Source organism: Natronolimnobius sp. AArcel1 (genome assembly GCF_011043775.1).
In the GTDB taxonomy this organism is placed as follows: domain Archaea; phylum Halobacteriota; class Halobacteria; order Halobacteriales; family Natrialbaceae; genus Natronolimnobius.
This window is the reverse complement of sequence record NZ_JAAKXY010000005.1, coordinates 517,304-532,067: the sequence shown is the minus strand read 5'-3', so window position 1 is coordinate 532,067 and position 14,764 is coordinate 517,304. Positions and strand designations below refer to the sequence as shown.

Below are 14,764 nucleotides of genomic sequence, written 5' to 3'. Positions count from 1 at the left end.
TTTCAGCTACTGCGTCGTGTCTTCTGGTGGTACGTGTTCGCTGTCTCCGGAGTATTGTGGTTCGGATTCTTCTGGCTAATCTCCCTATCTGACGTTTTTCCTGGGGACGCCAGTACACATTGGGCACGTTTTGTGGGTCTTGTTGTGCCTTTCTGTATTGCAGTCCTAGTGTTGGCGTGGCGTGAACAACAGAAATCCTGACCCAGTCAAGAGTGACATTGTCTATAGCGCCACACTGAAACTCCCGTTCTACAGGCGGAGCAGGCTGAGCGTCGGGGCTTGACCCCGAGGGTGAAGGCCGTACGCTCCGGTGAACTACCCTACTCGCTCACGGTTGACGCCGTTCGCTCCTTGAGGGTAGGGCTTTCTGCTTCCACGACGCGCTTTGCAGATACGGGCGTATCCACAGGGAACGCAGTCTCCACAGGCGTTGATTCGGAGTATCCCACTCCTACGTCTTCGAGGCCGCGAGAAAGAATATTCCACGCTGCATTTGCATCCCTGTCCGCCTCAAACCCACAGGCGAGAAAGGAGTGTTCATGGACCCACAACGGCTTGTCCGTCGAAACGCCACAGGACGCACACTCCTTGGTTGTCCCTCTCGGGTTGACCGTCACGAAGTGTGTCCCCTCGCGCTCACACTTGTATTTGAGCAACGAGAGGAACGTTCGCCATGCCGCTGATGCGGTGTTGCGGCTGTTCGACGGCGACTCCATCATCCCCTTCACGTTCAGGTCTTCGACCGCACAAGGCCGTACTCCCGAGCATAGTACGCCGAGAGCTTGTTTAAGAAGTCGCGGCGCTTCCGACGGAGGTCGGCGTGACACTCCGCGACTCGACGCCGTTGCTTCTCGTAGTTGTTCGACCCGTGTTGCTTGCACGAGAGTTTCCGTTGCTCTCGTTCCAAGTGTTTACGTTCGTCCGAGAGGTCGAGAGACCCGACTGCCATGCCGTCGGTATTGTGGGCGTACTTGAGAATCCCTACGTCGATGCCGACGCAATTCTCGGGATTTTCGGGCAGTTCAGGTGGTTCACGGTCCATTTCGACGCCGAACGTGGCGAACCACTCGCCCGTCGGTTCCTTCTTGACCGTGACCTGCTTGAGCGTGGCGTCGTCCTCAGAAATCGGGGATTTCTGATGGGCTGCACAAGAGCTGTCGCTCTTGTGAACGTCGGGGGATCGCGCGGTGGAGCCGAATCGGTATATCCGCGAGTTTCGAGAGGGACAGGACAGTCTGACCGCCCTTTTTGTCGAGCTTGAAGCCAGACTGACTGTACGTGAAACTACGGAACTCCCGTGGCGGCTTCCACTTGAGTTGACCGACGCCGTAGCCGTTCTCCTTGAGTTTGGAGAGTCTTTTGAGATTGTCGAACAGGCGTTCCACGACGGTTTGGAGAACTTTCGAATACACGTCCGAAAGGCCGTCCCACCACTTCTTGAGGTCGGGGAGTTCCGACCGAAGCGTGGTCATGGACGGCAGTTCGTCGTGTTCGTCTTGGTATTCGTTGAGGCGGTGTGCGTGTGGTTGTACAGTTGCCTACAAATTCTCGGTGGCGGTCCAACTCCTCGCGGTGGGCGTCGGACGGCTTGAGGCGGTATTTGTAAGCGTAGTACATCAGTTCTCGCGTTGGTCCTCTACGTACTGTTTCAGCACATCCAGCGACACCTGCCCCGTCGAGATGAGGCAGTACGAGTCGTTCCAGAACGAGTCGCCCCACAGTTCGGTCTTCAGTTCGTCCGAGTACTCGTTGCGGATACGGCGGGCGGTCGCGCCCTTGACCGTGTTGATAAACTTCACGAGGTCTGTGGTTGGTTTCGCTCGATATACTTCTCAGGACAGCACACCGTGGACCTCAAACCGGGCTCCGCCATCCTGACTGTTACAGACCTCGAGGCTCCAGCCGTGGGCCTCAATGATTGTCTGGACAATTGAAAGACCGTATCCTGTCCCGTCTGATGATGTGGTATAACCGGTTTTGAGAATCTCGTCGCGCTTTGGTGCTGGAATTCCAGGACCGTCATCCTCGAGAAAGAACCCGTCTTCGAGTCGTCCGACGGAAACAGTGACGTCGTGACCGCCATGTTCAACGGCATTTCGGAACAGATTCTCAAACAACTGTTGTAACCGATCGGAATCGGCCTCGAATCGTCCATCCCAGTCAATCTTTAGTGTCGCTTCCGCTGTGTCGACATGTGCCCACGCGGCTGAAGCGATGTGTTCGAGATCAATGGGTCTGGTCTCGCCGATACCTCGTCCCTCATGAGCTAACCAGAGGAGATCCTCAATAATCCGCGTTATTCGATCATGTGCGTATTCAATCTCGTCGAGGTGGGCATCCTCACCGGTTTCCCGGGCAAGTTCGAGATGTCCACTCGCAATCGAAAGCGGGTTTCGCAGGTCATGCGAGACGACGGTCGCGAACTCCTCGAGTCGACTGTTTTGCTCTTGTAAATCACACTCACGTTCGATCCGGGTGAGGACCTCGGTCAACATCGATGCCAGAATTTTGGCGAACGTTTTGTCGGTAGCCGTAAACGCCTCGATGCGTTCCGAGCCAATCATTAAGACGCCGTGTTCACCAAGTGGGTGGAGTAACTCGCTTCTGATGTTGGTCGACGGGTTGTACGCGTCCGGATCGTTGCTGACATCGTCGTACATCTTGGGTGCTCCCGATTCGTAAACCTCCCAAGCAATGGCCTCACCCGCTTCGAACGTGGGTAAGACATCAAACTTGGTGGTCGCTTCCGTAGAGACCGTCGCTGGCTCGAGACGGTGCGTGGTTTCGTCGTAGAGATAGAGACCATGGAGATCAAATTCAAGGAGATTAGTCAGGTGATCGCTGACAATTTCACAGACATCCTGTCGGGATTTCGCATCGAGCCAGTCCGTAGTTGCCTCGTAGAGTTCCTGGAGTTGTCGCTCGCGCCGGCGCTGTTCAGAGATGTCTGCATTAACGGCGACGAAGCGAACGATATCGCCTGTTTCGTCAGTAATTGGTGCGATTGTTTGATTGATGGCGTACGTATGTCCGTCTTTGTGTTCGTTGATGAGTTCACGTTGCCAAACCTCTCCTGCGAGGATCGTTGACCAGAGGTCTTGGTAGAACTCTCTGTCGTGTTCGCCGGATTTGAGAATGTTTGGTGTTTGCCCAATAGCTTCTTCTGTCGTATATCCTGTAATGGATTCGAACGCTGGATTCACATAGCGGATCTCGCCATCGGTATCAGTGCTGTAAATCGAGTGGCCAGCGTGTTCGACTGCCTGGCGAAACGACGCCAGTTCCTGTTCCCGGAATTTCCGGTTCGTGATATCTCGAATGAGTGCCACAACTCGATCGCTCGTACCAGTCGAGAGCGGCTTTAGTTGAACGTCTGCCCAAAACTTCTTTCCGTCGCCGGTCTCGCATACCCACTCGGTGTGCTGTGGCCCTTCCTCGAGTGTGTGGCGTATCCACTCCTGAGCTGAGCGATCGGAAGTCGGCTGGCTACACGCACTCAGATCTGATGCATTGCACTCGCAGGCTTCGTTGTAGGAGTACCCAAACTGTTCGCAGACTGCTTGGTTGACGTCGACGGCGTCACCTGTTTCTGGGTCATGGATGACGATTGCGTCATCGAGTAGCTCAAAGATGTCGCGATACACAGTCTGTGATCGATCCTCGTCGATCGCGGATTTGACGCGTGAAACCAGTCGATCGAGTTCGTCATCACCATTCACCGGGACGTACTCCGTGACATCAGCAGCAATCGCCTCGCTCGCGAGTGCTTCAGATCCCTGGTCTGTGACCAGCACGAACGGGAGGTCGGCTGCGTTATCTCGGGTGTGCCGAAGAAGTTCAATGCCGTCGCTCTCAGCGAGTTCGTACCGACTTACGAGACAGTCGACCGACCGATCAGCCACCCGCTCGAGTGCCGTTGTGACGCTCGTAGTTGTCTCAACTACCACGTCGGCGAGGTGATTCTCGAGAGCAACGACCACTCGCTCTTGTCGGGTGACATCTGGATCGACATAGAGGATCGACCCTGGGTTCATTGATAGGCAGTAGTGAGATCACAGATATATACTATCTGGTCGACGAATCTAGGCGTGGTTGTGTTCAAATTCGAACAATCGAAATAAGCGACAGGGTTTGAAGTGCTCGTTTTCGATAGTTCCTTTCACAACCTGGAATAGACGCACTCCGTTTATTGTCTGGTTGCCAGCGTGACATCCTCCGCGCCGTAAACGGCGCGGCTTCCCGTACCGCAGGGTGGGATATTTGCCGGTCTACGATACAATCTGTTCTCTCGTGGTGAACGTCCCGCTCTCGCGGTCGAACAGGTATGTCGATGGCTGTGCCACACAGCCGTTACTCCTATCCTCACCGTGAGGACTCGGAGTTATCTTCTGCCGCATATTCTCTGCCCCGTTACAATCCGCGTTCCCGACCAACTCGCACGACGAGCAAACGTACAGGCCGCGTTCGACACGATTCGACTTCGTATCGTCACCACATCGTGAACACGTCTTCGAGGTGTTCCACTCGTTCTCTTTTAGCACCTCGACGCCACGAATCTCGCCTTTATATTCGAGGTACTGGTAGATGCGGTCGAACGCCCAGGTGTGGAGTTTCTTGTTGCCGGTCTTGCCCCAGTCGGATTCTCGTACGTCTTCGGGCCAGCTCACTGCGAGCGTTCCAACACCCCGCTCGACGCACTCGGTGATAATTGTGTCTGTGAGTGTGTGGTAGAAGTGCGTCTCGCGTTCTGCGAGTTTCTGACGTGCCCACATCGACTTTTTCGATGGGCCGTTCTCACCCTCAGTATCGTACTCGGCACGGTTGAAATAGTGTTTGTCCTCTTTGAGCGAGTTGCCGGGGTAGAGAACGTATCCATCAGGGAATGCGACCGTAGCGATGTTCGTGATACCAAGGTCAATTCCTGCCACTTCGTCACCTGCTGAGTCGAGTGTTTCGAGTTCGACTTTGCAGACGAAGTGGAGTTCCCATTCGTTGCCGTTCCAGACAGCTCGAACGTTCTGTACCCTGTTGACTTCTGAAAGGTCAACGTCGGGTCGGGTCTGGTACTCGCAGAGGACGAAGTCCGACCAATACTCCTTGAGGTTCGAGCCTTTTGAGAGTCGAACGCGGTTGTTTTCGGGATCGTGTTTGAACCCGTCGGCCTTGAACGTGACTGTACTCTTTGGTCGGGTGTCGCCGTGTTTGCGGTAGCCGGGCGGATTCGCCTTCTCGTCTTTGTGTCGCAGGTCGAACCACGACTGGAAAGCGTCAGAAAGTTCTTCAATGACTTTCTGACTGGATTGTGCGTTCAGATCTTTCCAGCAGGGGTGGTTCTTCATGTACGCTTTGAGCGTTCCCTCATCTGGGATTTTGCCTGTCTCATCCCAGATGCGATCTACTGTCCAGCGTGCGACGTTCCAGATTTTCGAGGCAGAGTCTCCGAGCGAATCAAGGCCATCACTCACTTGTCGGTGGTTCTGGATGGAACCAACGTAGGTGCGTGTGACCTCAATCGCCATACATAGCCTATGTAGTTGAAACTACTTATTCATTTTGATTACCGTTGAATATCCGATCTGCTACCGGCGGTGAATCGTGTAGCTAAGTGACGCGATTCACGCCCGGCGTAAACGCCGGGATTCTCTCGCTGTAAGAAGATAGGCGGTGAACTCGAAATCCAAGAGAACAATCCTCGTGGCACTGTTGTCACGATTCGAGTTCCGACGAGATGAGCTGAACTCATAAATTGAGTCCTGCTCATGAATTTAGCCATTCTCGTTCTATGCACATAAATATCGGAGAATATTATAGTGTCTTGTACAAATGTTGCCTGATCGTCTGTGAAAGACACATATGATGTAGTCATTGGTGGAAGTGGAATTGCCGGATCAGCCACTTCGATGATTCTTGCAAAAAACGACCTCGACGTTCTGATGATTGAGGCGAAAACCCATCCACGGTTTGCAATCGGTGAAGGAATGTTACCATTAAGTGCTGTGTGGATGTGGATTGTCGGCGAATACTTCGATGTTCCCGAAATACAAACCGTTAGTGATGCAAACAAAATCGTTGATAACATCACTCATTCTTGTGGGGTTAAACACTCCGTCGGATATGCTTATCACGAACAGGATCAGCCGTTCAGGGGTGAACATGCCCATCAACTGGTTCCTCCGGACATGCCATTTTACAACGAGAGTCATCTCGTACGCGAACATATCGACCACTATCTCGTTGAGTCAGCAGGCTCCTACGGCGTGGAGTATGTTGATGAAACTCCGATAACTGACGTAGAAATCAACGAAGACGACGTAACTGTGACTACCAGTCAAGGTTCAACAACAGGTGCCTTCTTCATTGATGCAACCGGCGGCAACTCCATCCTCGCCGAAAAAATGGGATATCGAGACGAAACACCGACTATCGAAACGGATACCCGGGCGATTTTCACGCACGTTGAGGGACTTGATCCGTTTGACGATTTGATCGACGAGGACGATCATCCCAATCAAACTAACCGGTTACATGATGGCACACTCCATCATGTCTTTGATGGCGGTTGGATCTGGGTTATCCCGTTCGATAACTTTGAGCGTTCAGAAGAAACAAAAGCGAGCGTAGGACTCACGCTTGACCGGGCCACCTACCCACGTGATGATACGCTCAGTGCCGAGGAAGAGTTTTACGAGATTATTTCTGCGTACCCCGATATCGAACGACATCTCAAATCCGTTGAGCCGGTGATGCCGTGGATCCGAACAGGTCGATTGCAGCGAAGTGCTTCCAAGTCAACTGGTCATCGGCACTTACTGACCAATCATACCTATGGATTCGTTGACCCACTTTACTCTCAAGGGTTGATTCACACGTTCGAATCAGTGTTCCGATCGGCAAACATTCTCTTGGACGCATTTGCCGAAGATGACTTTTCTACTGACCGGTTCACTCCGATTGACGACCTTCATCAGAGACAGTTGGAGACGGCAGATCTCTTAGTAAACAACGCCTACAAGGCGACTGGCAAGTTCAATCTCTGGAATGCTTGGACACAGGTGATACTCGCCGAATCCGTGTTTCCTGATCTCTATATCCAACGCTACTGCATGAAGTATCTCTCATCCGGGGATTTGGATGAATTCGAGGAATTGCTCGAGGTGCCTCGTCCGGGGGACAACGCGCCCTTTGCCTCCGAAAAAAATGCGCTGTTAGAACGATCTGCTGATGTTCTCAATACTCATGTTGAGGGTAAGATCGATGCAGATACGGCAGCACAATCGATTTTCAACGAGCTGAAGCAGGCCGACTGGCTCCCTAAGAACTTCTATGATTGGGGGAATGAAAACGAACGCCACATCGATGGCGCTGATCCTGCCGTCACCACCGAATTGCTGACTTGGGGACAGACGGAGGCACCCACACACATCCGCGAAGGACTCTTTGACTTCGAGACACCAGAAATGATGTAATTTTGGGGATGTCGGATTCCTCCCACGACTGAAGTCGTGGGCTTCCTCCTTGCATTTCTGTGAACTACCTCACCCCTACTCGCTTGTGCTTGCTGAGGCCATGGGCTCAGCGCCTGCTTTCAGCTAATTCTGCGGTCAGCGGCTGTGACAAATCACGATAATATTCAAAGAGATCGTTCGCCCATTTGAGTGCATCGGGGTTTGCCGTATCAACGAGTGCGCGGGGATAGCCCGTCTCTTCGTCGTGAACAGTGAGCGCGAGCCTGTGATCAAACAGTCCGAACTGGACTGGAATCGGCTCATGAGTGATCTGCATTTGGGCATTCGGCTCTTCCAGCCACAGTGACTTGATTTCCGGATATGTTTCGAGATACTGTACGGCTGCGTCATGTGTCCAAAGACTTTCCACTTCGACATTGCCACGGAGTTTTGGTTTAAGCCGTTCGACAACATCGGGAGGGATGGCACCAATACTCCGGATACCTTTCACACGGTTTGTTTCGTCCCAAAATTCAAGATATCGCTCGTGCATTTTATAGGGTTTCGAAGATGTTGCTTTCGTCACAGTCGCTCCTGTGAGGATACGGGTTTCAAACTCAACCGGACAAGAATAAAGCTGTTCAGTGAGCACCGGAAGCTGCGCTGAAACATCGAAGTGGTGGCAAAGCCCTTCTACCTCCTGGAGAACTATCGCTCCAAAATCTGTAAGCGCGTGTACTCCATTAGTAGTTTTAACGAGCTCGGCCTCACGAAGGGTAGCCAGATGCCTATTGATTGTTGCTCGTGATTGATCGAGTTTTTGCTGGAGTTGTTGAGTCGTGAGGCTCTCTTTCTCCCGGAGAACGTCTAACAGGTCGTAATGATCGACGAGATATTTTGTCAGCTCGATTCCTCGTTCACTGGTCATACACATACCAACGAATCACATCACAAAACTGTACGTGATTTTCGTGTGCAAAATGCGACTGTGGATGGGTACGCGAGGATTCGAACCTCGGGCCTGCTGAGCGGCAATATCGTCACCCCCTGAGTGTGCCGCGCGCGGACTCACACTCGACAACGTCCCCTGCAATTCAGCTGTTCTTCCAGACTGAACTAAGTACCCATTGATGAATTGAATACAACGTACAAAAGAACAGTGATCCTGCCTTTCTTAATTGACCTTCCACCACGACCGAAGTGCCATCCATGGACGGTGATCCAGCAAAAATATTGTCAATCTGTTTTGTATGCATCATAAACCATAAATGAACCACACATCTAGTAAGAGACATCATGAAGGGGTGGATTCGGGATCAAGTAAACGCAGTGTATGGGAGAGTGCTCTCTGAGGAAGTTACTGGGACTCCCACTCACGTTGCCGTTATCCAGGATGGGAACCGGCGCTACGCTCGCCAACGAGGCAATAGCCACCATCAAGGCCATCGAGCAGGCGCCCAAACAACAGAACAGGTTTTGGAATGGTGCCAGGAACTCGGGATCAAGGAATTGACGCTGTATGCGTTCTCGACTGAAAATTTCAAACGTCCGGCTGAAGAGAACGAACCACTGTTCGATCTGTTTTGTGAGAAACTTCATGATTTTGCTGATGCAGATCGAGTCCACCAGAACGAAGTCCAAATTCGTGCCATTGGAGCAACCCACCGCCTCCCAGACCGGGTCCAGGATGCAATCACGTACGCGACCGAGCGGACACAAGCGTACGACAAATTCACCCTCAATATTGCATTAGCTTATGGTGGTCGATCACAGCTCCTCGAGGCCACACGCAGTATTGCTGAGAACGTCGAATCTGGCGTGATTGATCCGTCTGATATTGACCTCGAGGTGGTCGAAAACGAACTCTACGAGGAACCAATTCGTGATGTCGATCTCATCATCAGAACTGGAGGTGGGGAGCGAACGTCGAACTTTCTCCCGTGGCATGCAAATGGGAATGAAGCCGCAGTATTCTTTTCAACCCCATACTGGCCAGAGTTCTCGAAAACAGACTTCTTACGAGGGATTCGAACCTACGAACACCGACAAGAGTCGTGGGAACGAACACGTGCGCGTCGCGCGCTTGCATTGGTCCAGTCGGTGAAAACACAAGAGTTGCCCACCGCCCGGAAAATTGCTGGGCAGTTACAACCCTCACTGCCAGTTTCAGAACGACCACCTGAAAGCAATCCGCCAGTGACTGAGTCAGCCGATAATTAATTCATGCCCTATGCAAACACAATCAATATATTATTTATTTATACTTACGTCTGAATGTATGATATGCGTGTTTCTTATTACTCGGTGAATTACCGATGATGTTTTAGTCATGTAGTTTGAAAATGCAGTATGGGAGATAATTGGGGTGCTATTTTACGCAACGACTCTAAGGGGGAGGCGCAGTTGATTGCCACGGTATTATTATTCGGGTTCGTTATCATTTTTGGAATCTCTATTTTATTTGCTGGAAATATGGCCCTCACTGGGATTCAAGGAGTCAGCCAAGACGAAACCGCTACTCAGTCTCTAGAAAATGCTAAAGTAGATTTAGAATCGTTGGAAGAGAGCACTGCAACTGAAATATCGTTTAGTGACCGAACGTCAGAGCAAACACAAGTGGACGCTGATGCAGGGAGTATGACGATACGTACTCCTGACGGAAAAGAGCATCATACAAAACTTGGAGCCATTATCTACGACCAGGAGGACAGTCATATAGCGTATCAGGGGGGTGGAGTTTGGGACTATCAAAATGGGAACACCACACCGGTGTCACGCCCTAATTTTGAGATTACCACCGACCAGACTGGTATTTATACGATTCATTTTGATACCGTACACTTGCAGGATGGAAATCACTCAGATGATGACTTAGTAGCCCGATCGAACGGACAAACTGATGCATTCAAAGACATTCCCAACCAAGTCCGTGATGGTACGACTACTATTGAAGTCGACTCAAAATATTATGAGGGCTGGGGTGAGTTATTCGAGGACACCGGTGTTCTAGACGTTGAATATAACCACAGTGAAAATACAGTACTAGCGAATTTAAATCATTCAAGCCCCACAACTCTCGAAAATGCACTCTCTGTTGACGGACAATTAGATATCGGAGGAGGGACGTTTGTATCCAGTTATGATTCGAGCCAAAACTCAAACGAGGGTGATGTAGGTATAGGAGAGTACGAAGAAACAGACACAGGCAGTGTATTAGTTAGTGATGGATTTTCCGGTAGCGGCTCAACTGATATTGGAGGAGATATCTTTGTTAATGGCGATTTTGAAGTCAGCGGTGGCGCAGATGTTGAGGATAGTAATATCTATTCAACAGGGGATATTGGAATTGGGAGTGTTAACATTGATGAAGAGATTGTTGCAGATGGAGATCTTACTGTGACGAGTGGGGGGGCATCATTTGGTGATGGTAGTGAAATTCGAACAGGCGGAGATTTCACTGATACTAATGGCGGAACTGTGTATAACGGCCTAATCCACACGGCAGGTAGTTTTGAAGGGAGTGGTGGCGGTTCTGAATTAGGATCCTCTGGCGAAGTACGGGCAAAAGAGGTCCAACTCACCAACGCAGTCGACGGGTCAATTATTCGAGCTGAGACTGATTGGGAAGTCGAAGAAGACAATAATGCGGAAATTCGTAACGAAGATGTGGATACACCATCTCTGAGTGAGACTGATTTCATCGAAGAACACACTGAGAGTCTTCCACAACCAGTTGCTGAGGTTGAAAATGCTAGTGAATTGTATGAATCGAGTAATGATGAACTCGACGAATTCGATGGTGATTCTGTAGAAGTAACATCTGGTGATTACTACCATGATGGTAGCATAGATTATGGCGGCAACCTCGTATTCGATGTTACTGGTGGTGATATTAATCTCGTCGTAGATGGAGACTTCTATGGCCCAGATTTAGACGTAGAGGTTGTTGGTGATGGTGATGTAAATCTCTACGTGGATGGTTCTTTCAGGACCACTGGGGGTGCATCATGGACAAATAGTGATGGTGCGGGAGACCGTCTCTGGATATATATTGCTGATTCTGAGGAAGAGTCCTATATTCAGGCCTCTCACGAAGGGTTCTATGGTGTCGTATTTTCAGAATCGTCAGTCGAGTTGGGTGGTGGAACTGATCTGTATGGAGCAATCTCTTCTGCAGGAAGTGAAATTAGTGGTGGCCAATCAATTTACTACGATGAAGCTATCGAGGATACTAGAATTAGCAAAACTGTAAACAGAGACGATTACTCATATACCGATATCAGTGTTGACGAGGTCACTATCGAGTCTGATTGAGATGCGATTTTCACTCCGCTTTCAACCACGTATCCCTATCAACGAAAATTTCGTGAGTACGATGGCATATAGCCTATTCGGTGAGTCAGTCAGTAGATATATATGATGGTTGGTTATTTAATAAGCCATGACTGACACGTCATTCGATCATATTGAAGTTTTGGTGGTCGATGACGACCCAGCGTTCCTCGAGCTTACTGCGACTTCGCTGACTCGAGCGTCCAATCGACTCTCGGTTCGGACGACACCCAATCCTCGAGAAGGGTTGCGCCTACTAGACGAGGAACCAATCGATTGCATCGTCAGTGATTATGACATGCCCACGATGACGGGAATAGAGTTTCTAACAACTGTTCGAGCCGATAATAGCGATTTCCCGTTTATTATACTCACAAACACGGATTGTGCCACTGAAGCGATTCACGCCGGTGCGACCGATTACCTGCAAAAGAGCAGTATAACTGATCAGTACAGTCTCCTTGCTAACCGAATCCAACACGCAGTCGAACGGTACCAACTCAGACAGCGAAAAAACACCTTTCAGCGACGATATGATCTCGCCACAAGTGCTTCGGCGGATGCGTTTTTCACATACGATGTGAGCGCCGATACGTTGTACTTGGACGCCGGATTCGAGCAGTTCGGCTACCAGCAAACACAGATCGAAACGGGCCTCGATTGGTGGCTCGAGCGAATTCGCTCCGATACTCGTGAGACGATACGCACCTCTCTCGAGGCGGCGCTGGCCCGTAACCCAAACGTATTCGATGTTTTCGAGGGAAACCGTGGTTGCATCTCTGAACAGTTCCGCTGGCGATGTCGTGACGGGTCGTCGGTTACTTGTCTGTGTCACGTTGGGATCGTGTTCGAGGATGAGGAACCTGTAGAGGTGGTCGGTGCGGTAACCGATATTAGCGAACGAAAAGACCGCGAACGGACCCTTACGGCGCTCAATGACGTCGCAATTGATCTCAACGACTATGAGACTGTTGAGGGCATCTGTGAGCGAAGTATTGCTGCCAGTCAAGACCTTCTTCAGTTTGACCTCAGCGTAATCGACATCGAGGACAACGGAATACTTTCGAAGGCTGCGATATCCGAAGACACCCCCGAAATCTACGCGATCTCGATGTCAGTTGAGGAGGGACTTGCGGGCAAAACCTTCCGAACCGGGGAGTCGATGCTTGTTACTGACATTGCAAATCACCCAGAAGCCAAGCCGGAAGGTCCGTACCAGTCAGTAATCAGCATCGCAATTGGATCTCATGGTGTCTTTCAGGCCGTCTCTGAGGATGCTGATGCGTTCAATGAAACAGATCTCGAGCTTGCGGAGCTGCTGGTAAGTCACACCGCGAGTGCGCTTGATCGCCTCGAGCGCGAACACCAGTTGCGTCACCAAAACGAGCGCCTCAAAGAGTTCACACGCATTGTCTCGCATGACCTTCGGAACCCGTTGAATGTCGCATCGGGCCACCTCGAACTCGCCAACGAGAGTGAGGATGAGGCGTCGCAATCGGTGGCAGAAGCTGCGATAGCTCTTGATCGCATGAAGTCGATTATCGAAGAGACGTTGACGTTAGCCCGCAACGGCCAACTTGTCGATGATCCCACAGCGGTGGACCTTGCCGCACTTGGCCAAAAATGCTGGCGGACCGTGGAGACTAACGAAGCGACGCTTGACATCCAAACCGACAGCACGCTCCGTGCAGATCCAAGTCGTCTCCGGCACATCCTCGAGAACCTTTTTCGGAACGCTGTCGAACATGGCTCATCAACGCCTTACGACCCACTGGGGGACGACGATACAAACAAACGTTCCAGCGATTTAACGGTCCGAATCGGTGAACTCGAGGATGAAGCTGGATTCTATGTCGAAGACAATGGTGAAGGCATTCCTTCTGACCAGCGAGATAGGGTCTTCGAACCGGGCTATACAGCGGCAGGAGGAACTGGCCTCGGATTGACGATTGTCCGGCAAATCGCTGAGGCCCATGGATGGACGGTTCGCCTAACTGAGAGTGTAGATGGTGGTGCACGCTTTGAATTCACTGATGTAACGTGGGGAATTTAGCAAGGCCACCATTTTTCTATTACCGGCTCTGTTGAAATCCTTAGTGAGTTACAGGTTCAGCCGGTAGTTTGAGTAGATGCAGACCCTCCCAAAGTCTCGGTTGCTCCGATTTGTCGAGGAAGCATTTCAGTTAGCGAAACGTGCCGTCGCTCGATACTCCTCGAAGTTCTCGAAACAACGCTACACGCTCCATCAGCACATCGTTCTCCTCTGTCTCAAGGTTCGGAAGAAAACGACCTATCGTACACTCCTCGACGAACTCATCGAGATGCCCCGTATCCGGAACGCGATCAATCTCACCGAACTGCCTGCTCCATCAACACTGTGCAAAGCGTTCGATAGACTCGATATGGCTGTCTGGCGAGTGCTGCTCAATCTCTCTGTTTCACTGCTCCCAACCAACGGTGTTGCGGGGATCGACGCCTCAGGCTTCGACCGCAACCACGCCTCAAAACACTACACGAAACGAACCGAACTCACAATTCAGCAGCTCAAAGTGACACTACTGGTTGATACGAAGGTGAACGCCATTCTCGATCTACATGTGACGACGACACGAAAACACGATAGTCAGATCGCTCCGTCATTGATCAAACGCAATCCAGAGACCATTAACATCCTTCTCGGTGACAAAGGCTACGACGACCAGAAAATCAGACGACTTGCCCGTCAACACGAAGTTCGTCCACTGATCAAGCATCGTGAGTTCACATCGCTTCACAAGGCATGGAACGCGCGCTTAGATACTGATCTCTACGGCCAACGGAGTCAATCAGAGACCGTCAACTCAACGCTCAAGCGGAAGTACGGTGCGTTCGTCCGTTCACGACGCTTGTGGAAGCAGTTCCGTGAGCTCACCATCGCCTGTGTCATTCACAACCTCTACCGATCACTCTGAGCGGTCAATACAGGGTGCAGATCTACCGGTAGCATT

At 51.1% G+C, this 14,764-nt stretch carries 8 protein-coding genes, 1 tRNA gene and 2 pseudogenes; 5 read left to right on the top strand and 6 right to left on the bottom strand.

Annotation, left to right across the window (positions count from 1 at the left end):
* Positions 1-320: 320 nt before the first annotated feature.
* The 4 genes and pseudogenes from G6M89_RS17500 to G6M89_RS17480 all read right to left on the bottom strand — a co-directional run bounded on the left by G6M89_RS17500 (position 321) and on the right by G6M89_RS17480 (position 5,519).
* Positions 321-1,617 (bottom strand): annotated as a pseudogene (locus tag G6M89_RS17500) (RNA-guided endonuclease InsQ/TnpB family protein).
* Positions 1,617-1,829: pseudogene (tnpA, locus tag G6M89_RS22905) on the bottom strand (IS200/IS605 family transposase); the annotation flags it as partial. The pseudogenes tnpA and G6M89_RS17500, both read right to left, overlap by 1 nt.
* A 3-nt stretch (positions 1,830-1,832) precedes the next feature.
* Positions 1,833-4,034, bottom strand: coding sequence for a PAS domain S-box protein (locus G6M89_RS22155; protein WP_206335606.1), 2,202 nt, complete (start codon positions 4,032-4,034; stop codon positions 1,833-1,835).
* 234 nt (positions 4,035-4,268) lie between these two features.
* Positions 4,269-5,519, bottom strand: a complete 1,251-nt coding sequence (locus tag G6M89_RS17480) for an RNA-guided endonuclease TnpB family protein (protein WP_165163152.1) — start codon at positions 5,517-5,519, stop codon at positions 4,269-4,271.
* 321 nt (positions 5,520-5,840) lie between these two features.
* Between G6M89_RS17480 and G6M89_RS17475 the strand changes: the two genes are divergently transcribed.
* Positions 5,841-7,466 (top strand): tryptophan 7-halogenase, encoded by a 1,626-nt coding sequence (locus tag G6M89_RS17475; RefSeq protein ID WP_206335605.1) that lies wholly within the window; start codon positions 5,841-5,843, stop codon positions 7,464-7,466.
* 106 nt (positions 7,467-7,572) lie between these two features.
* Here the strand turns inward: G6M89_RS17475 and G6M89_RS17470 are convergent, their stop codons facing one another.
* The gene (locus G6M89_RS17470) at positions 7,573-8,373 is read right to left on the bottom strand and encodes a winged helix-turn-helix domain-containing protein (protein ID WP_165163151.1); all 801 of its coding nucleotides are present in this window, start codon (positions 8,371-8,373) and stop codon (positions 7,573-7,575) included.
* A 65-nt stretch (positions 8,374-8,438) separates the two neighbouring features.
* A tRNA-Ala gene (locus G6M89_RS17465) sits at positions 8,439-8,571 on the bottom strand.
* A gap of 170 nt (positions 8,572-8,741) precedes the next feature.
* Here G6M89_RS17465 and uppS point away from each other — a divergent pair.
* The 4 genes from uppS (at position 8,742) to G6M89_RS17445 (ending at position 14,728) form a co-directional block, all read left to right on the top strand.
* Positions 8,742-9,665: a polyprenyl diphosphate synthase gene (gene uppS, locus G6M89_RS17460; protein ID WP_165163150.1), complete on the top strand. Its 924-nt coding sequence runs from the start codon at positions 8,742-8,744 to the stop codon at positions 9,663-9,665.
* A gap of 129 nt (positions 9,666-9,794) precedes the next feature.
* The gene (locus tag G6M89_RS17455) at positions 9,795-11,759 is read left to right on the top strand and encodes a hypothetical protein (protein ID WP_165163149.1); all 1,965 of its coding nucleotides are present in this window, start codon (positions 9,795-9,797) and stop codon (positions 11,757-11,759) included.
* Between the two features lie 127 nt (positions 11,760-11,886).
* Positions 11,887-13,830: an ATP-binding protein gene (locus tag G6M89_RS17450; RefSeq protein ID WP_165163148.1), complete on the top strand. Its 1,944-nt coding sequence runs from the start codon at positions 11,887-11,889 to the stop codon at positions 13,828-13,830.
* A gap of 76 nt (positions 13,831-13,906) precedes the next feature.
* Entirely contained in the window at positions 13,907-14,728 is an 822-nt protein-coding gene (locus G6M89_RS17445) for an IS5 family transposase (RefSeq protein ID WP_165163147.1), read from the top strand.
* Positions 14,729-14,764 lie beyond the last annotated feature (36 nt).

Coding starts and splice junctions, on each gene's coding strand:
- G6M89_RS22155 (WP_206335606.1), bottom strand. CDS start 4,034: ATGAACCCAGGGTCGATCCTCTATGTCGATCCAGATGTCACCCGACAA.
- G6M89_RS17480 (WP_165163152.1), bottom strand. CDS start 5,519: ATGGCGATTGAGGTCACACGCACCTACGTTGGTTCCATCCAGAACCAC.
- G6M89_RS17470 (WP_165163151.1), bottom strand. CDS start 8,373: ATGACCAGTGAACGAGGAATCGAGCTGACAAAATATCTCGTCGATCAT.
- uppS (WP_165163150.1), top strand. CDS start 8,742: ATGAAGGGGTGGATTCGGGATCAAGTAAACGCAGTGTATGGGAGAGTG.
- G6M89_RS17455 (WP_165163149.1), top strand. CDS start 9,795: ATGGGAGATAATTGGGGTGCTATTTTACGCAACGACTCTAAGGGGGAG.
- G6M89_RS17450 (WP_165163148.1), top strand. CDS start 11,887: ATGACTGACACGTCATTCGATCATATTGAAGTTTTGGTGGTCGATGAC.
- G6M89_RS17445 (WP_165163147.1), top strand. CDS start 13,907: ATGCAGACCCTCCCAAAGTCTCGGTTGCTCCGATTTGTCGAGGAAGCA.